At 75.7% G+C, this 20609-nt stretch carries 2 protein-coding genes; both read left to right on the forward strand.

Features of this window, described 5'->3' with window-relative positions; genetic code table 11:
* The first annotated feature begins 1 nt into the window (after nt 1).
* The gene (locus ACZ38L_RS09675) at nt 2-20008 is read left to right on the forward strand and encodes a non-ribosomal peptide synthase/polyketide synthase (RefSeq protein WP_465690992.1); all 20007 of its coding nucleotides are present in this window, start codon (nt 2-4) and stop codon (nt 20006-20008) included.
* Nucleotides 20009-20141: 133 nt separating this feature from the next.
* On the forward strand, nt 20142-20345 hold the full coding sequence (locus tag ACZ38L_RS09680) for an MbtH family protein (RefSeq protein ID WP_465691064.1): 204 nt from the start codon (nt 20142-20144) through the stop codon (nt 20343-20345).
* Nucleotides 20346-20609 lie beyond the last annotated feature (264 nt).

Consider the following 20609-nt stretch of genomic DNA (forward strand, 5'->3'; position numbering starts at 1 on the left):
CATGACGCCTTCGAAGCGAGACCGCGCCGCGGCCCTGCCCGAGGACCTGCGGGAGGCGCTGCGCCGCCGGCTGGCCGGACGGTCCGGCGATGAGGGGGCCGCCGACCGGAGCATCCCGCGTGCCGAACAGGGCCGCCCGCTGCCCCTCTCCTTCGCCCAGCAGCGCCTGTGGTTCCTGGACCGGCTGCGGCCCGGCGACCCCCGCTACAACAGCGCGGTCGCGGTGCGGTTCACCGGGCCGCTGGAGTGCGGGGCGCTCGCCCGGGCGCTGGCCGCCGTCGTGGCACGCCATCAGGCGCTGCGGACCACCTTCGACGAGACCGACGGCCGGCTGGTGCAGACCGTGCGACCGGCGGAGCCGGTACCGCTTCCGATCCGGGACCTGAGCGCGGCGGAGACCCTCGACGCGACGTTGTCGAAGGAGTACTCCCGCCCCTTCGACCTGCGGCAGGGCCCCCTGCTGCGCGCCCTGCTGGTGCGCGAGTCGGACGACTCGCACGTCCTGCTGCTGACCGCGCACCACATCGTCACCGACGGCTGGTCGATGGGCGTGCTCCTGGACGAGCTCTGCACCGCCTACGACGCCCTGGCCCGGGGTGCCGGACCGGAGCTGCCCCCGGTGGCGACGCAGTACCCGGACTTCGCGGTGTGGCAGCGCGAGCAGCTCTCCGGTGCCCGACTGGAGAAGCATCTCGCTTACTGGAAAGGCAAGTTGGCCGGCTCCATGACACCGGAGCCGCCGCTGGACCGGCCCCGGCGCGGCGAGGAGGCCGGCCCGGGCGCGGTGCACACCTTCACGGTCCCCGGACATCTGACGGCCCGGCTGCGCGAGCTCGTGACGGAGCAGCACACCACCCTGTACACGGCTCTCGTCGCCGCCACCCAGGCACTGCTGGCCCGCTGGTCCGGCCAGGACGATGTCGCCGTCGGCTCGCTGACGCCCGGACGGTCCCGCACCGACCTCGAACGCGCCGTCGGCTGCTTCGTCAACACGGTGGTGCTGCGCACCCCGGTGGAACCGTCCGGGTCCTTCCGCGACCTGCTGGCGACCGCCACCGGCACCGTGAACGATTCCTTCGTGTACGGTGACACGCCCTTCGAGCGGCTCGTGGAGGCGGTCGGTGCGCCCCGCGAGGCGGGCCGCAACCCGTTGTTCGACGTGATGGTCCTGCTGCACCCCGCGCCGCCCGCCGCCACCGCCCCGCACGGGCTGGACGTCGCCCCCGTCACCGTGCCCCGGCAGGCCGCCACCTTCGACCTGAGTGTGGAGTTCGTGCCGGACGGGGAGGGACTGACCGGCCTGCTGGAGTACCGCAGCGACCTGTTCGACGAGTCCACCGCGCGGCGGATGGCCGAGCAGCTCCTGCGGCTCCTGGAGGGAGCCGCCGCCGAACCGGACCGGCCCCTGGGTACCCTGCCACTGCTCTCCGCACGGGAGTTCGACCGGGTGACGCGGGACTGGAACGCCACCTCGCTCCCCGTCGACGACACCACCTACCCCGAGATCCTCCAGCGCCGGGCGGCCCTGACGCCGGACGCCCTCGCCCTGGTCGCCGGAGACGAGCGGCTGGACCACGCCACGCTCAACGCCCGCGCGAACCGGCTCGCCCACCATCTCATCGCCCTCGGCGCCGGTCCCGAACGGCTGGTCGCGCTGCGGCTGCCGCGCACCGCCGACATGATCGTGGCGATCCTCGCCGTCTGGAAGTCCGGCGCCGGCTATCTGCCGCTGGACCCGGCCCTGCCGACGGAGCGCGTCCGGTACCTGCTGGACGACGCCCGGCCGGCTCTGGTCCTGGACGAGGCCGCGCTGCGCGCGGTGCCCGACACGGCCCCGGACACCGACCCCCGCGACGCCGACCGCCTCGCCCCGCTGCGCCCGGCGAACACCGCCTACGTCATCTACACCTCCGGCTCCACCGGTCGTCCCAAGGGCGTCGCCGTCCCCCACCGCGCGCTGGTGAACCTGCTGGCCGCCCACCGGGCGGGATTCGTCGCCGACGCGGGCGGCGGTCCGCTGCGGGTGGCGCTGACCGCGTCGTTCTCCTTCGACACCTCCCTGGAGGGCGTGCTGCTGATGGCCGACGGCCACCCGCTGCACCTGGTGGACGAGGCGACCCGGATGGACGCGGCCGCCCTGGTCGAGTACGTCGTCCGGCACCGGGTCGACTTCCTCGACGTGACCCCCTCCTACCTCGGGCAGCTGCTGCCCGCCGGGCTGCTCACCGATCCGCGCCACCGCCCACAGGTGTTGATGCTCGGTGGCGAGGCGGTCGGCCCCCGCCTCTGGCACGAACTCGCCGGCCACCCGGACGTGGCCGCCTACAACTTCTACGGCCCCACGGAGTGCACGGTCGACGCGTTGGCCTGCCGCGTCGTGGACGGCGACCGCCCGCTGGTGGGCCGTCCGCTGCCGGGCGTCCGGGCCTACGTCCTCGACGACCGGCTCCAGCCGGTGCCGCCCGGGGTCGGCGGAGAGCTGTACCTGGCGGGGGAGCAGGTCGCCCGCGGCTACGCCGGCCGCCCGGGTCCGACCGCGGCGCGGTTCGTGGCCGACCCCTTCGGACCGCCCGGCACCCGCATGTACCGCACGGGTGACCTGGCCCGCTGGACCACCGACGGGCGTCTCGACTACCTCGGGCGCGCCGACGACCAGGTCAAGGTGCGCGGCCACCGGATCGAACCGGGCGAGGTCGAGGCGGCTCTGCTGGACCTGCCGGAGGTCGTCGCGGCCGCGGTCGCCGCCGTGCCCGACGCGCACGGCCACACCCGGCTGGCGGCCTACGTCGTCCTTGCCGCCGGCACCGCCGCGGAAGGCACCGTACGGCCCGTCCCCGACCTGCGGGCGGCCCTGCGGCGGGTGCTGCCGGATCACCTGGTGCCCTCCTCCTTCACCGTGCTGGACGCGCTGCCGCTCACCACCAGCGGCAAGCTGGACCGCCGCGCCCTGCCCGCCCCCGACCCCGAGGGCGACCGGCGGGAGCGGGAGTTCGTCGCCCCCCGCACCCCCGAGGAGGAGACGCTGGCCGCCGTCTGGGCCGAGGTGCTCGGCGTGGCGAGGGTCGGCGTCACGGACAACTTCTTCGAGCTGGGCGGCGATTCGATCCTGAGCATCCAGGCCGTCTCCCGGGCCCGTGCCGCGGGCCTGGAACTCAGCTCGCGTGACGTCTTCCGCCACCAGACCGTCGCCGACCTCGTCGCCGCGGCACGCCGGACCGCCACCCCGGCCGCGTCGCCGCGAACGCACGACGACGGCCCCGCCCCGCTGACTCCCGTTCAGGAGTGGTTCTTCGCCACGCACGGCCCGCTTCGCCACTTCAGCATGTCCCTGGTGCTCGACCTGCCGCGCGACCTCGACGAGCGGGCACTGGAAGAGGCGGTGGCGGCGGTGGCGGCGCGGCACCCGGCGCTGCGCACCCGGTTCGCGCGCACCGGTGACACCTGGCGGCAGCACCCCGGCGCGGGCCCGGTCACCGGGCTGCTGACCCGCCACCACCCGCCCGTCGTCGGCGCCGACCCCGAGGCCGTCCAGGCCGCCCGGGTCCGGGCCGCCGACGCCGCCCGCGCGGCCCTGGACCCGGCCACCGGCGCCCTGCTGCGCGCGGCCCTGCTCCCTCGGTCGGGCGACGCGCGGCCTCAGCTCTTCGTGACGGCCCATCACCTGGCCGTGGACAGCGTCTCCTGGCGCGTGCTCCTCGCCGACCTGGAACGCGCCTACCGCCAGGCGGCCGAGGGCCGGCCGCCGCGCCTGGAGCCCGAGCACACCCCGTTCACCGACTGGGCCCGCCGGCTGGCCGAGCGCGTGCGGACCGGGGAGCTCGACGACGACCTGTCGTACTGGAGGGCCGAGGCCCTGGAACCGGCCACCCCGCTGCCCGTCGACCGCTCCGGCACCCCGCTCGCCGGATCCGTGCGCACCGTGCGCACCCGGGTGGACCGCGCCACCACCGAGGCGCTGCTGCGGCGGGTCCCCGGGGTCTACCGCACCCAGGTCAACGACGTGCTGCTCAGCGCACTGGGCCGGGCGCTCGCCGACTGGACGGGCGCCGAGCGGGTGACCGTCGCCCTGGAGGGCCACGGCCGGGAGGACCTCGGCGGTCCGGCCGGCTCCGACCTCGACGTCTCCCGGACGGTCGGCTGGTTCACCACGCAGTACCCCGTCACCCTCGCCCCGGCCGGTCCGGCCGGCGCGCCGGACTGGGCCGCCACGCTGAAGGAGGTCAAGGAGCGGCTGCGGGCCGTGCCCCGTCGTGGCCTGAGCTACGAGGCGCTGGCCCGGCTCGGCTCGCCCGACCCGTCCGCCGGTGCCCTGCGGGACCTGCCGCTGCCCCAGGTGTCCTTCAACTACCACGGACAGTGGGCGGCGCCCGGGGGAGCGGACTTCGCCCCCAACGGCGAGGTCCTGGGCCGGGACACGGCCCCCGACGAGCCGCTGGACCACCTCCTCGACGTGTCCGCCGTGGTGGCCGACGGCGAGCTGGAGATCACCTGGCACTACAGCGACCAGGTGCACGAGGCGGACACCGTCCGCGGCCTGGCGCACGCCATGGCCGGCGCGCTGGCCGCCATCGTCGAGCACTGCGCCCGCCCCGACGCGGGCGGACGCACCCCCTCCGACTTCCCGCTGGCCGGTCTGGACCAGGTCGGAGTGGACCGGCTCGTCGGTGACGGGCGGGACGTGGAGGACCTGCTGCCGCTCACCCCGCTCCAGGAGGGCATGCTCTTCCACCGCCTGGTCGGCGGGCCGGACGACGTGTACGTCGACCAGGCCGCACTGCTCCTGGAGGGGGTCGGCGACCCCCAAGCCCTCGCCCTCGCCTGGCAGCGGGTGGCCGACCGCACGCCCGCGCTGCGCACCTCGGTGGTGTGGGAGGGCGTACCCGCACCGCTCCAGGTCGTGCACCGCGGCGTTCGCATACCGGTGACCCACCTGGACCTGCGCGCGACGGACCCGGGGGAGCGCGCCGACCGGCTGGCCCGGCTGCGCGCCGACGACCTCGCGCGGGGCATGGACATCGGCACGGCACCCCTGACGCGACTCACCCTGGTCCGGCTGCCCGACGCGCGCCTGAACCTGCTCTGGACCTCCCACCACCTGATCCTGGACGGCTGGAGCCTGGCCCAGGTGCTCACCGACGTCTTCGAGGAGTACGCGGCGCTCACCACCGGCGCCGGGACGCGACCGGCCGTGCGCCGGCCCTTCGGCGACTACGTGCGCTGGCTGGCCGACCAGGACGCCGGGGCCGCCGCCGCGCACTGGCGCGGCGTCCTCGACGGCTTCGCCACCGCGACCCCGCTGCCCGTCGACCGCGGCCGGCGGGAGGTCCACCGGACCCGGTCGGCGGACGTGCACACGGCCGGGCTGTCCGAGGAGGTGTCCGAGCGGCTGGCCCGCACCGCCCGGCAGGCCGGACTGACGCTCGGCACCATGGTCCAGGGCGCCTGGGCCCTGTTGCTGTCCCGCTACAGCGCCGAGCAGGACGTGCTGTTCGGGACCACCGTCTCCGGACGCCCCGACGACCTGCCCGGCGTCGAGTCGATGATCGGCATGTTCATCAACACCCTGCCCACCCGGGTCCGGGTGGACGGCGGCCGCACCGCCGCCGCCTGGCTCCGGGATCTGCAGGAGGCGCAGGCCGAGGCACGGCGCTTCGCCGCGGTGTCCCTCGCCGAGCTGACCGGTCTCAGCGACGTGCCGTCCGGCAGCGCGCTGTTCGACAGCATGGTCGCCTTCGAGAACTACCCCTTCGACGAGACCCGCACGGCGGGCTCCGGCGTGCGCCTGGCCGACGTGTCCTCCCGCGACGCCACCAACTACCCGCTCGTGCTCCGGGCCTACCAGGGAGACCGCTTCGGCTTCGACCTCGCCTACGACCCGGAGCTGTTCGACGCCGCGACCGTACGAACCATCGCCGACCGCCTGTGCCTGCTGCTCACCGAGCTGGCCGGGGACCCGTACCGCCCGCTGCGCGCCCTGCCCTGGACGACCGCCGAGGAGCGGCGGCGCGTGCTGGTCGACTGGAACGGCACCGCGCAGGGCCGGCCCGCGCAGACCCTGGTCGACCTCTTCGAGGCACAGGCCGCCCGCACCCCGGACGCCGAGGCCGTCACGTGCGGCGAGGACCGCCTCGACTACGCCACGCTGGACGCGCGGGCCAACCGGCTCGCCCACCGGCTGGTCGAACTCCACGCGGCTCCCGAGCGGTTCGTGGCCCTCGCGCTGCCCCGCTCCGTCGACCTGGTCGTGGCGGTCCTCGCCGTCCTCAAGTCGGGCGCGGCCTATCTGCCCGTCGACCCCCGGCTGCCCGCCGAACGCGTCGCCCGACTGCTGCGGGACGCCGGGCCGGTGGCCTTGCTCTCGGTCTCGGAGGAGGCCCCGGGGGCGCGGGAGGCCGGTGTGCCCGTCCTGCCGCTGGACGACCCGGAGGTGCGCGCCGACCTGGCGCGGCGTCCGGCCACCGGGCCCGCCCCCGCCCACCGCCCGCTGCCGGAGAGCCCCGCCTACGCCATCTTCACCTCCGGCTCCACCGGCCACCCCAAGGGTGTCGTGGTGCCCCACGCCAACGTGGTGCGCCTGTTCGACCGGACCCGCGACTGGTTCGGCTTCGGCGCGGACGACGTCTGGACGTTGTTCCACTCCTACACCTTCGACTTCTCGGTGTGGGAGCTGTGGGGCCCGCTGCTGCACGGCGGCCGGCTCGTCGTCGTGCCCGAGGACACCGCCCGCTCCCCGGAGGAGTTCCTGCGCCTGCTGGCCGACGAACAGGTCACCGTCCTCAACCAGACCCCGTCCGCGTTCTACCCGCTGATGCGCGCGGACGTCGAACATCCCGGGACCGGCGACCGGCTGGCGCTGCGCACGGTGGTCTTCGGCGGTGAGGCGCTGGACGTGACCCGGCTCGCCGACTGGTACGCCCGCCACCCGGACGACGCACCGCGCCTGGTGAACATGTACGGCATCACCGAGACGACCGTGCACGTCACCCGCGCCCCGCTGGACCGCGCGACGGCCGCCGCCGGCAGCGCCGGACCGATCGGCACCGGCATCCCCGACCTGCGGCTGTACGTGCTCGACGCGGACCTGGCCCCCGTGCCGCCGGGCGCGGTGGGCGAGCTGTACGTGGCGGGGGAGGGCCTGGCCCGCGGCTACCTGAACCGGCCCGGCCTGACCGCGACCCGCTTCCTCGCCGACCCCTTCGGGGGGCCCGGCACCCGCATGTACCGCACCGGCGACCGGGCGCGGTGGCGGGCCGACGGCACCCTGCAGTACCTGGGCCGCGCCGACCAGCAGGTGAAGATCCGCGGCTACCGGATCGAGCCCGGCGAGATCGAGGCCGCCCTGCAGACCCACCCGGGCGTGGACCTCGCCACCGTGGGCGTGTACGAGGACGCCTCCGGCACGCGCCGGCTGGTGGCCCACGTCATCGGCGGCGCCGACCGCGCCGCGGCGCCCCCGGCGGCCGACCTCCGCGCGCACCTGGAACGACTGCTGCCCGCGTACATGGTGCCCGCCGCCTACGTCCCGGTGGCGGCCATGCCGCTCACCGCCAACGGCAAGCTCGACCGGCGCGCCCTGCCCGCGCCCGGCCCGGACGGCTTCGCCACCGGGCACGACCGCACCGCGCCCCGCACCCGCGCCGAACGGCTGGTCGCCGCGGCGTGGACGGACGTCCTGGACACCGACGAGGTCGGCGCCGACGACGACTTCTTCGCCCTCGGCGGCGACTCCATCCTCGCCGTCCGCGTCACCTCCCGGCTGCGCGCGGCGTTCGGCGCGGAGGTCTCGCCCCGGCTGCTGTTCACCCACCCCACGCTGTCGGGCCTGGCCGCCGCCCTCGGAGACCCGGCCGGGACCGGGAGCTCGCCGGCCGACGCCATCCCCGCCGCGGACCCGGACGCCGAACCGCCACTGTCGTACGCCCAGCAGCGGCTGTGGTTCCTCGACCGCTTCGAGCCGGGCAGCACCGAGTACACGACCCTGTCCGCGCTCCGCCTGCGCGGCCCGCTCGACGTGGGCGCCCTGGGTACCGCCCTGGACGCTCTGGTGGCCAGGCACGAGACGCTGCGGACCACCTACGCCGAGCAGGACGGGCGGGCGCGGCAGGTCGTGCGCTCCCCGGAGCCGCTCGAGCTGCCGTGCGAGGATCTGCTCGGAGCGGCCCCGGCGGCCCTCGACGCGCTGCTGGAACGCGTCGCCGCCACTCCGTTCGACCTCGCCACCGGGCCCCTGCTGCGCGCCCGGCTGGTCCGGCTGGCCGATGACGAGCACGTGCTCGTCCTGGCCGTACACCACATCGCCACCGACGGATGGTCCATGGCCGTCCTGGGCCGGGACCTGGGCGAGCTGTACGCGGCGGCGCGAGAGGGGCGCCGCCCCGACCTGCCCGCGCTGCCCGTGCGGTACGCCGACTACGCGGCCTGGCAGCGGGCCCGCACCGACCGCGTCGAGGAGGACCTCGGCTACTGGCGCCGGGCTCTGGACGGCATGATCCCGCTGGAACTGCCCACCGACCGGCCGCGACCCGCGGTACGCACCCGTGACGGGGCCCTGGTGACCTTCACCCTGCCCGCCGCGCTGACCGGACGGCTGCGCGAGCGGGGCCGGGAGGCCGACGCCACCCTCTACATGACCCTGCTGACGGCCTGCCAGGTCCTGCTCGCCAGGTGGGCCGGCGAGGAGGACATCGCCGTCGGCACCGTCACCTCGGGCCGGGAGCGGAGCGAACTCCACGACGTGGTCGGCATGTTCGTCAACACCCTGGTGCTGCGCGGCCGGGTGCGCCCGGACCTGTCGTTCCGCGAGCTGCTGGCCCGGTCGCGCACCGCCGTCCTGGAGGCGTTCGCCCACCAGGAGGTGCCCTTCGAACGGCTGGTGGACGCCTTCCAGCCGGAGCGCGACACCAGCCGCACACCGCTGTTCCAGGTGATGGTGGCCCTGCACAACCTGGGCGCCGAGACGCCCCGGCTGCCCGGCCTGGACGTGGCACCGGTGACACCACCGGTCCGCAACGCCACCTTCGACCTCTCCTTCGACTTCGTCGAGCGCGACGGCGGCCTGACCGGGTACCTCGAGTACAACACCGGCCTGTTCGACGCGGAGACCGCCGAGGGCCTGGCCACCCGGCTGAGGATCCTGCTGGAGGCCGCGGCCGGGGACCCGGGCGCCGCGGTCGGCACACTTCCGCTGATGACGGCCGACGAACGGCGTGAGGTGCTCCGGCAGGGGCGGGGCGAGCGGCTGCCCGGGGCGGACACCACCTTTCCCGCCCTGTTCGAGGCGCAGGCCGCCCGCACCCCGCACGCCACCGCCCTGGTCGCCCGGGACGCCACCCTCGACTTCACCGCCCTCAACGAGCGGGCCAACCGGCTCGCCCGCCACCTCGTCGCCCTCGGCGCCGGTCCGGAGCGCGTGGTCGCCGTCCGGCTGCCGCGCTGCTCGGACCTGCTGGTGGCGCTGTTCGCGGTGCTCAAGGCGGGCGCCACCCTGCTCTGCGTCGACCTGGACCTGCCCGAGGAGCGGGCCGGCCTCCTGCTCGACGACGCCCGGCCGCAGACGGTGCTGACGGCGGACGTCCTGCGCGAGGTGCCGTGGGACCGGCTGCCCGCCCACGACCTCACCGACGCCGACCGGACGAGCCCCCTGCTGCCGCGGCACACCGCCTACGTCGTCTACACCTCCGGCTCCACGGGCCGGCCCAAGGGCGTCGCGGTGGAACACCGCCACCTGGTCAACCTCTGCCGGGACCACCACGAGGGACTGGTCGCGCCGCACGTCGCGGACGGGCGGCTGCGGGCCGCGCTCAGCGCCTCGTTCTCCTTCGACACCAGCTGGGAAGGTCCCCTGCTGCTCGCGCTCGGCCAGGAGATCCACCTCATCGACGAGGACGTCCGGCTGGACCCGCAGGCGTTCTGCGCCCAGATCGTCGAACGCCGCCTCGACCTGCTGAACGTCACCCCCTCCTTCCTGCGCGAACTCACCTCCGCGGGACTGCTCGCGCCGGGCCGTCACCATCCGCGCCTGCTGCTGGTCGGCGGCGAGGCCGTCCCCGCCGCCACCTGGCAGGAGCTGTGCGCGGCCCGAGCGGGCCTCGGCGTCACCGCCTACAACATGTACGGGCCCACCGAGTGCACCGTCGACGCCGTCTACGGCCGGTGCACGGACCGCCCCGACCGCCCGGTCATCGGCCGCCCCGGTCGCAACCTGCGGGCCTACGTGCTCGACGGCGCGTTGCAGCCGGTGCCGCCCGGTGTGCCCGGGGAGCTGTACCTGGCCGGCGCGCAGGTGGCGCGCGGCTACCTGAACCGGCCCGGCCTGACCGCCGCCCGCTTCCTGCCCGACCCCTTCGGGCCGCCCGGCACCCGCGTGTACCGCACCGGCGACCTGGCCCGTTGGGACGCGCGCGGACTGCTGGAGTTCCTCGGCCGCGTCGACGAGCAGGTCAAGATCCGGGGGTTCCGGATCGAGCCCGGCGAGGTGGAGGCCGCCCTGCTGGACCACCCGGACGTCGCCGACTCCGTGGTCACCGCACGCGAGCACGCCGGCCGGCTCATGCTCGTCGCCTACCTGGTGCCCGCTGGGGACCGGGTACCGCCCGCCGACGAACTGCGGGCCCGGCTGCGGCGCACGCTGCCCGACCACATGGTGCCCGCCGCGTTCGTCCCGCTGGACCGGATCCCGCGGACCACCAGCGGCAAGACCGACCGCCGCGCGCTGCCCGCCCCGCCCGCCCAGCCCGACAGCACCACCCCGTACGTGGCGCCGCGGCCCGGCACCGAGGAGCGGCTCGCCGCGATCTGGGCCGAGGTGCTCGGTGTGGCGCGGGTGGGCGCCCAGGACAACTTCTTCGTGCTCGGCGGCGACTCCATCCTCAGCATCCAGATCGTCTCCCGCGCCCGGGCCGCGGGGCTCGCCCTCACCACCAAGGACGTCTTCCGGTACCAGAACGTCGCCGAACTCGCCCTGCGGGTCGGCGAGGTGGGCGCACGCCCGGACGCCGTTGGCGACACCCCGCCCGCCGAGGCACCGCTCACCCCGATCCAGCACTGGTACCTCGATGGCCGCCGGCCCGGCGACGCGCTGCGCTTCACCATGACCCAGCGCCTGGAACTGGCCCCCGGGACCGACCCGTCGGCCCTCCACCGGGCGGCCTCGGCCCTCGTGCACCGCCACCCGGCCCTGCGTACCCGGTTCCGCCACACCGGCACCGGTTGGCGTCAGGAGGTGACGGCCCAGGCGCCGGACGGCGTCTTCACCCGGCACGACGTGGCCGGCCTCGACGCCGCGGGCCTGGAGGCGGAGGTGCGACGCGCCACGGACGAGGCCCGGGCCTCGCTCGACCCCACGGAGGGCCGGGTGGCACGCGTGCTGTTCTTCGACCGCGGCGGGGAGCGGGCGGGCCAGCTCGTCATCACCGTCCACCACCTGGCCGTGGACGGCGTCTCCTGGCGCATCCTGCTGGCCGACCTCGAGGCGGGGTACCGGACGGCCAGCGCCGGAGAGACGGTCGAACTGCCCCCGGCGAGCACGTCCTACGGTCACTGGGCCACCCGGCTGGACCGGCACACCCGCTCCGGTGCCCTGGACGCCGACACGGACTACTGGACGCGCACCTGCGCGGCTCCGGCCGGCCTGCCCGCCGGCCGTCCCGGCACCAACAGCCACGGCACCGCCGCCACCGTCACCGTGACGCTGGACGCGCCGGCGACCGACGCGCTGCTGCGCCAGGTCCCCGAGAGCTACCGCACCCAGGTCAACGACGTCCTCCTCAGCGCCCTGGGCCGCACCCTGGCCCGCTGGTGCGGGCGCGACACCGTCCTGGTCGGCGTGGAGGGGCACGGCCGCGAGGATCTCTTCGACGACGTGGACCTGTCCCGGACGGTGGGCTGGTTCACCGCCGAGTTCCCGCTCGCCCTGCGCGTCGCCCCCGAGGCCGGCTGGCACGACACCCTGCGCTCGGTGAAGGAGCAGCTGCGCGCCGTCCCGCTGCACGGGCTGAGTCACGGGGCGCTGCGCCACCTGGTGCCCGGCGGCCCGCTGGCCGGTGCACCGGCCCCGGAGGTCGGCTTCAACTACCACGGGCAGTGGGATGCCGGCGGCACCGGCACGGACGGCCTGTACCGTGGCTCGCTGCCTTGGGCCGGCCGCGACACCGACCCGGACGAGCCCCGCCCCTACCTGCTGGACATCACGGGGGTGGTCCAGCACGGACGCCTCGAACTGGGCTGGACCTACCCGACGGCCGTCTACGACGAGGCCACCGTCCGCCGGCTGGGCGAGGAGATGTGCGCCGCCCTGCGCGACATCGTCGCGCACTGCGCCCGCCCCGGGGCCGGCGGCCGGACCCCGTCCGACTTCCCGCTCGCCGGCCTCGCCCAGGAGCAGCTGGACCGGCTCATCGGCGACGGCCGCCACGTCGCCGACGTGCTGCCGCTGACCGCGCTGCAGTCCGGGATGCTCTTCCACGGGCTGGTCGACACCGAGGGCGCCTACTTCGACCGGATCGCGGTGCGGCTGGCCGGAGTGGCCGACCCGCGCGCGTTCGCCCGGGCCTGGCAGCAGGTCGCCGACCGCACACCGGCGCTGCGTTCCAGCGTGCACTGGCGGGGCCTGCCGCACCCGGTCCAAGTGGTCCGCCACCGTGCCGAGCTGCCCGTCGTCCACCTGGACTGGCGTCATCTGACGCCCGGGCGGCGAGCGGAGGAGACCGAGCGGCTGCTCGCCTCGGACCGCGCCGCGGGCATGGACCTGACCACCGCGCCGCTCACCCGCCTGGCCCTGGCCGCGCTGCCCGGCGACGAGGTCCTGCTGCTGTGGTCCACCCACCACCTCATCCTGGACGGCTGGAGCAGCGGGCAGCTGCTGACCGAGGTGTGCGAGGAGTACGCCGCGCTGACCGGCGGTCCGCAGGCACCCCGGCCGGTACGGCGGCCGTTCGCGGACTTCCTGCGCTGGCTGGGCGACCAGGACGAGAACGCGGCCGAGGCCCACTGGGCCGACGTCCTGGCCGGCTTCACCGCACGCACCCCGCTGCCGTACGACCGCACGCCGACCGAGTCGCACCGCGCCCGTTCCGGCGCGACCGTCCAGCACGGGCTGGACGAGGCGGTCTCGCGGCGGCTGCGGGAGACCGCCGCCAGTGCCGGAGTGACCGTCAACACCGTGGTGGAGGGCGCCTGGGCGCTGTTGCTGGCGCGCTACGGCGGCAGCGACGACGTGGTGTTCGGCACCACCGTGTCCGGGCGCCCGGCCGAACTACCCGGCGTCGAGTCGATGATCGGCATGTTCATCAACACGGTGCCGACCCGGGTCCGGATTCCCGCCGGTGGTGTGCTTCCCTGGCTGCGGGACCTGCAGGAGCGGCAGAGCGACGGCCGCCGCTTCGACCACCTGGCGCTCTCCCGCGTCCAGGGGCTGAGCGACGTGCCCGCCGGCGAGGCGCTGTTCGACAGCATGGTGGTGTTCGAGAACTACCCCGTCGACGAGTCGGCCGCGGCCAGGACCGGGGTGCGGGTGGCGGAGGTGCGCGCCGACGACGCCACCACCTTCCCCTGGTGCCTGCGCGCCCACCTGACCGAGCGGCTCGGCTTCGACCTGGCCTACGACCCCGCGCTGTTCGACCGCCGCACGGTCCAGGACGCGGCGGACCGCCTGGTCGTCCTGCTCACCGCCCTCGCCGACGGCCTCGACGGTGACCTCGGCGAGCTGGACCCGCTCACCCCGGCCGACCGGGAACTGCTGGCGTCGTGGCAGGCCACCGCCCGCCGGGCGGCTCCGCGCAGCCCGGTGCGGGTCTTCGCCGAGCAGGCGGACCGCACCCCCGAAGCGGTCGCGCTGCGGCAGGGTGAGAACGAGCTGACCTACCGCCAGCTGGATGACTGGTCGGACCGCCTGGCCTCCCGGCTGCTGACGGACGGCCTGGCGCCCGAGGCCCGGGTGGCGCTGCTGATGGACCGCTCGGCCGAACTCGTCGTCGCCCAGCTGGCCGTGCTCAAGGCGGGCGGCGCCTACGTGCCCGTGGACGCCCGGGCCCCCGAGGAACGCCGCCGCGTCCTGCTCGCCCGGGCGGGCGCCACCACCCGGCTCACCGCCGAACAGGTCGCCGCCGCACGGACCGACGTGGCGGGGGAGGCGGTGCGGCCCGTGCCGCCCGCCGACCCGGACCGGCTGGCTTACGTGATGTTCACTTCCGGATCCACCGGACAGCCCAAGGCGGTGGCGGTACGGCACCGCGACGTGGCGTCGCTGGCCACCGACAGCCGCTTCGCCGGCGGCCTCTGCGACCGGGTGCTCCTGCACTCGCCGGTGGCCTTCGACGCCGCCACCTTCGAGGTGTGGGCACCGCTGCTCAACGGCGGCTGCGTGGTCGTCGCCCCCGAGGGGCCGGTGGACGCGGCGCTGCTGCGGCGGCTGGCCGGGAACGGCGGGTTAACTGCGCTGTGGCTCACCGCCGGGCTCTTCCGGCTGCTGGCCCAGGACACGCCGGACTGCTTCGCCGGCCTGCGCCGGCTGTGGACCGGCGGTGACGTGGTGCCCGCCGCCGCCGTGCGCCGGGTCCTGGGCGCCTGCCCCGGCCTGAGCGTGGTGGACGGCTACGGACCCACCGAGACCACGACCTTCGCGACCTCCTTCACCCTCGCGGACGCGACGACGGTTCCCGACACCGTTCCCATCGGCCACCCCCTGGACGACAAGCGCGTCCACGTCCTCGACGGCCGCCTGCGGCCCGTCCCGCCGGGTTGTGCGGGCGAGCTGTACGTGGCCGGCGAGGGCGTGGCGCGCGGCTACCTGGGGCGTGCGGGCGAGACCGCGGCACGCTTCCTCGCCGACCCCCTCGGTCCGCCCGGCGCCCGGATGTACCGCACCGGCGACCTGGCCAGGCGGCGCCCGGACGGAACCGTCGAGTTCCTGGGCCGCGCGGACGACCAGGTGAAGATCCGCGGTTTCCGGGTGGAACCCGGCGAGGTGGAGGCCGCGCTCGCGGCACACCCGGAGGTCACCGACGTCGCCGTCCTCACCCGTGAGGAGCGGCCCGGCGGCAGGCGGCTGGTGGCCTACGTGGTCGGACCGGCCGGGAACGACCCGGAGGAGCTGCGGGCCTTCGCCGCCCGCGCCCTGCCCGACTACCTGGTCCCCGCCGCCTTCGTCCCGCTCGCCACCCTCCCGCTGAGCGGCAACGGCAAGGTCGACCGGGCGGCCCTCCCGGCGCCGGACGCGGAACACGGCGGCGGGCACCGCGAGCGGGTCGCGCCGCGTACCGAGGCCGAACGCCGCACGGCGGAGGTCTTCGGGGAGGTCCTGGGCATGCGAGCGCCCGGCGTGGAGGAGAGCTTCTTCGAGCTGGGCGGCGACTCCATCCTCAGCATCCGGCTCGCCGGACGTCTGTCCGAGGCATTCGGCACCGACCTCACCCCCCGCACGGTGTTCGTCCACCCCACGCCGGCCGGCCTGGCCCGGCTGCTCACCGAGGAACAGGGCCGGCCCGGCGACCCGGCCGGCACCGGGCGCCGCGCCATCGTCCCGGTCGCCCGCGACACGGCCGCGCCGATGTCCTACGCCCAGCAACGCCTCTGGTTCCTGGAGGAGTTCGCGCCCGGTGGGGCCGAGTACGTCACCGCGCTCGCCCTGCGCCTGCGCGGCGCCCTGGACACCGGCGCGCTCGGCGCGGCCCTGCGCGCCCTGGTGGCACGCCACGAGTCGCTGCGCACCACCTTCGACAGCGTCGACGGCCACGGCGTCCAGAACGTCCATCCACCGCAGGACGTGCCGCTGCCGCTGCACGACCTGTCCGAACTGCCGGAGGATCCACGGCAGTCGGCACTGCGCCGGCTGCTCGCCGAGGAACGCGCCCGCCCCTTCGACCTGCGCCGGGGACCACTGCTGCGCACCGGCCTGGTACGGCTGGCCGACGACGACCACGTGCTGGCCCTCACCCTGCACCACATCGTCACCGACGGCTGGTCGACCGCTGTCCTGCTCACCGACCTGGCCCACCTCTACCGCGCCGAACTGGACCGCACCGCGCCCCAGTTGCCGTCTCTGCCGGTCCAGTACGCGGACTACGCGCACTGGCAGCGCACGGCCGGCGACACCGGCACCGGCGACCAGCTCGCCTACTGGCAGGAGCAGTTGGCGGGAACAGAGCCGCTCCACCTGCCCACCGACCGCCCCCGGCCGGCGGTGCGCACCAGCAGCGGAGCCACCGCCCGCCTGGAGGTGCCCGCCCGCACGGCCCGCCGCCTGGCCCGGGTCGGCCGCGAGCGGGGAGCCACCCTGTTCACCACGCTCGTCGCCGCCGCCCAGGCCTACCTCGCCCGGCTCAGCGGCGATGCGGACATCGCCGTCGGCACCGTCACCTCCGGCCGCGACCGGGCCGAGACGCAGAACCTCGTCGGGTTCTTCGTCAACACCCTGGTGCTGCGCTCGCGGGTCGAGGCGCGGCGGCCCTTCACCGAGTTCCTCACCGACGTGCGGCAGACGGTGCTGGACGCCTTCGCCCACCAGGACGCCCCGTTCGAACGGGTGGTGGACCAGGTGCAGCCGGTCCGCGACACCAGTCGCACCCCGCTCTTCCAGGTCATGGTCGTCCTGCAGAACACCCCGGCGGCCGACCTCGACCTGCCGGGCCTCGACGTGACGGACGTCGAAACCGAGGTGGAACAGGCGGCGTTCGACCTCACCCTGGAGTTCGCCGAGACGGACTCGGGGGCGCTGCACGGCCTGATCACCTACAACACCGACCTGTTCGACGCGGCCACGGCCGAGCGGATGGCCGGCCAGCTCGGCACCTTGCTGGCCGCCGTCGCGCAGGACCCCGGGCGGCCCGTCGGCGCGCTGCCGCTGACCGGTGACGGCGAGCTGAAAACCCTGCTGGACCAGGCACGGGGCACGTTCCGACCGGTGCCCGAGGCGACCCTGCCGGACCTGTTCGAGCGGCAGGCGGCCCGCACCCCCGACGCGGTGGCGCTGCTGGACGGCGGCCGGGAGCTGACGTACGCGGAGGTGGATCGGGCGGCCAACCGGCTGGCCCACCGGCTCATCCAGCGGGGCGTGGGGCCGGAGCGGCTGGTCGCCCTCGCCCTGCCTCGGGCGGCGGGGGCGGTGGTGGCGCAGCTCGCCGTCGGCAAGGCCGGCGGTGCCTTCCTGCCGGTGGACCCGGACTACCCGGCGCAGCGGCGGGAGTTCATGGTGCGCGACTCGGGCGCCCGCGTGGTGCTCGACGACCCGGCCGAGGTGTGGGCCGCGGACGGGCCGGAGACGGCGCCCACGGACGCCGACCGCACCACCGCGCTCACCCCCGAGCACCCCGCCTACGTCATCTACACGTCCGGGTCGACCGGGACGCCCAAGGGCGTGGTGGTGACCCACCGTGGACTGGCCGCCTTCGCGGCCGCCGCCGCCGAGCAGTACGCCGTGGGCCCCGGCGAGCGGGTGCTGCAGTTCGCCTCGCCCAGCTTCGACGCCTCCGTGCTGGAACTGTGCGTCTCCCTGCTCAGCGGGGCCGCGCTGGTCACGGGGGAGGAGGGTCCGCTGGTCGGTGAGCGGCTGGCCGAGGTACTCGCCGACCGGTGCGTCAGCCACACCCTGATCCCCCCGGCGGCCCTGGCCACCGTGGAACCGGAGACGGCCGACGCGCTGCCCGCCCTGCGCACCCTGATCGTCGGCGCCGAGGCCTGCCCGGCCGACCTGGTCGACACGTGGGCCCCCGGCCGCCGGATGATCAACTCCTACGGTCCCACCGAGGCCACGGTGGTCGCCACCTGGACCGGTCCGCTGTCGCCGGGCGGGGGCACGCCGCCGATCGGCCGCCCCTGCGGCGCCACCCGCGTCTACGTCCTCGACGCCGCCCTGCGGCCCGTCCCACCCGGCGTGGCCGGGGAGCTGTACGTGGCCGGACCGGGCGTCGCCCGCGGCTACCTGGGCCGCCCGGGCCTGACCGCCCAGCGGTTCGTCGCCGACCCGTTCGGCGCGCCGGGGGAACGCATGTACCGCACCGGCGACCTGGTGCGCAGGCACGCCGACGGCGACCTGCGCTTCGCCGGACGCGTGGACGACCAGATCAAGCTGCGCGGCTTCCGGATCGAGCCGGGTGAGATCGAGACCGCGCTGCGCCGCAGCCCCCTGGTGCGCGACGCGATCGTCACCGTGCGCGCCGACGCCTCCGGGGACGGGGCGGTCGCCGGGCCCGGCCGGCTGGTGGCCTACGTCGTCCCCGCGGACGGGTCCGCCGGACCCCTGCCGGAGCGGGTGTCCGCCGGTGCGCTGCGCGGGCACCTGGCCGGACTGCTGCCGCCGCACATGATCCCGTCGGTGTTCGTGCCGCTGGAACGGCTGCCGCTCACCCCGAACGGCAAGACCGACCGGCGGGCCCTGCCCGCGCCCGGGCCCGCGCAGGCCGCCGCCGGGCCGCGCCTCGCACCGCGGACCGACACCGAACGCCGCATCGCCCGGATCTGGGCCGACGTCCTGGGCATCGAGGAGATCGGCGCCGACGACAACTTCTTCGTGCTCGGCGGCGACTCCATCCTCAGCATGCAGGTGGTGTCGCGGCTGCGCCGGGACGGCCTGCACCTGGCGACCCGGGACCTGTTCACGCATCAGACCGTGGCCGAGCTGGCCACCGTCGTGCGCGACGCCCCACGGCGCGGCGGCGACGGCCCGGTGACGGGAGAGGTGCCGCTCACCCCCATCCAGGAGTGGTTCCTGACCACCCCGCGCGCCGCCCACCAGCACTTCAACCAGTCGACGCTACTGGAACTCGGCGCCGACCCCGACCCGCGGGCGCTGCGCGCCGCCCTGGACGCCCTGCTGGAACACCACGACGCCCTGCGCATGCGGTTCACCCGGGAGGAGGAGGGCTGGCGCCAGTTCAACCCGCCGCCGGCCCGCACCGAGGACCTCCTCGTCCCGTACGACCTGACGGGACGGTCCGCGGAGGAGGCCGACGCGGCCATGGCGAAGGCCGCCGACGAGCTGCACGCCCGCTTCGACCTCGCACGCGGTCCGCTGCTGCGGGCGGCCCTGTTCACCGGCGACCCCGGTCGGCCGGTCCACCTGCTCCTGGTCGCCCACCACCTGGTCGTCGACGCCGTCTCCTGGCGTGTGCTGCGCGACGACCTGGAGAGCGCCTACCAGCAGGCCGTGCGGGGCGGCCCGATCACGCTCGGGGAGCGCGGCACCTCCTTCCGGGAGTGGGCGCTCAAGCTCGCGGCCCACGTCGCGGAAGGTGGCCTGGACCACGAACTGCCCTACTGGGAGGCGGCGGTGACCGCCGGGGCGGCCCCGCCCGACCGCCCCGCGGGACACCAGCCGGCCGAGACCGCGGCGGTGACCGTGGAACTGGGCGAAGAAGACACGACGGCCCTGCTGCGGGCCGCGCCGACGGCCTACCGCACCCGCGTCAACGACGTGCTGCTGGCCGCGCTCGCCCTGGCGCTGGCCCGCTGGACCGGGCACGAGCGGGTCCGCCTGGACCTGGAAGGACACGGCCGCGAGGACGTGGTGGACGGCGTCGACCTCTCCCACACGGTCGGCTGGTTCACCACCGTCTACCCGGTCGCCTTCCAGGTGCCCGCTCCCGACGACCTCGGCCCGGACCGTGACTGGCGTTCCCTGGTGAAGGCGGTGCGCCGGCAACTGCGCGCGGTGCCGGGCAACGGGCTGGGCTTCGGCGCCCTGCGCACCTTCGGTTCGCCCGACGTCCGCAAGCGCCTCTCCGCCGGCGCGCACGGTCAGGTGGTCTTCAACTACCTCGGTCAGTGGGACGCCCGGTCGGAGGTTCCCGAGGGTGGCCTGGTCCGTGCCGAGCACGGCTCCTTCGGGCAGGACCACGACCCCCGGGACGGCGGCTCCCACCTGGTGGAGGTGGTGGGCGCGGTGCAGCACGGCCGCCTCGCCTTCACCTGGCACCACCGCCCCGCCGTCCACGACACGGCCACCGTGCGCCGGGTGGCCGAGGAGTTCGGCCAGGCACTGCGCCACATCGCCCGGCACGCCCGAGGAGGGCGATGACGACGCTCCGACCGCGCGGGGCGCCGCTGCCGGGAGCCGCCCGGCGCGGCCCGCGGTCCGCCCGGGCCCCGACCACCGGCCCGTGCGGCGACGACTCACCGACGACAACCCAGCGATGACGAAGGAACGTGACATGGACGAGAACACCGTCTACCAGGTGCTGCGCAACGACGAGGAGCAGTACTCCCTCTGGCCGGTCGACATCGAGGTGCCCGCGGGCTGGCGGACCGTCGGCAAGGAGGGCACCGAGGCGGAGTGCTCCGCCTACGTCGACGAGGTCTGGACCGACATGCGGCCGCGGAGCCTGCGCGAGCGCATGGAGAACGTCGAAGCCTGACCGGTCGTGGGGAGGGGGGGGGGGGGGGCCCCCCCCCCCGCCCCCCCCCCCCCCCCCCCCCCCCCCCCCCCCCCCCCCCCCCCCGCCACCCGCGGCACGGCCGCCGCGACTCCCGGCGCCGGGGCCCCGCCGCCCTGTCCCGCAGCCTCCACTTCCACAGCACCGCCGCCCCAACCGCCCCGGCCTCACCGTCCGTTGCCGCCTCGGCCAGCCCGCGCGCGCCGCCGCAGCACGGACGAGCAGGCCCGCCCCACGACACCCCGA

The organism is Kitasatospora sp. NPDC024654, from assembly GCF_055559155.1.

Excerpts from the sequence above, each read along its gene's own strand:
- ACZ38L_RS09675 (WP_465690992.1), top strand. The coding sequence starts at position 2 with ATGACGCCTTCGAAGCGAGACCGCGCCGCGGCCCTGCCCGAGGACCTG.
- ACZ38L_RS09680 (WP_465691064.1), top strand. The coding sequence starts at position 20,142 with ATGGACGAGAACACCGTCTACCAGGTGCTGCGCAACGACGAGGAGCAG.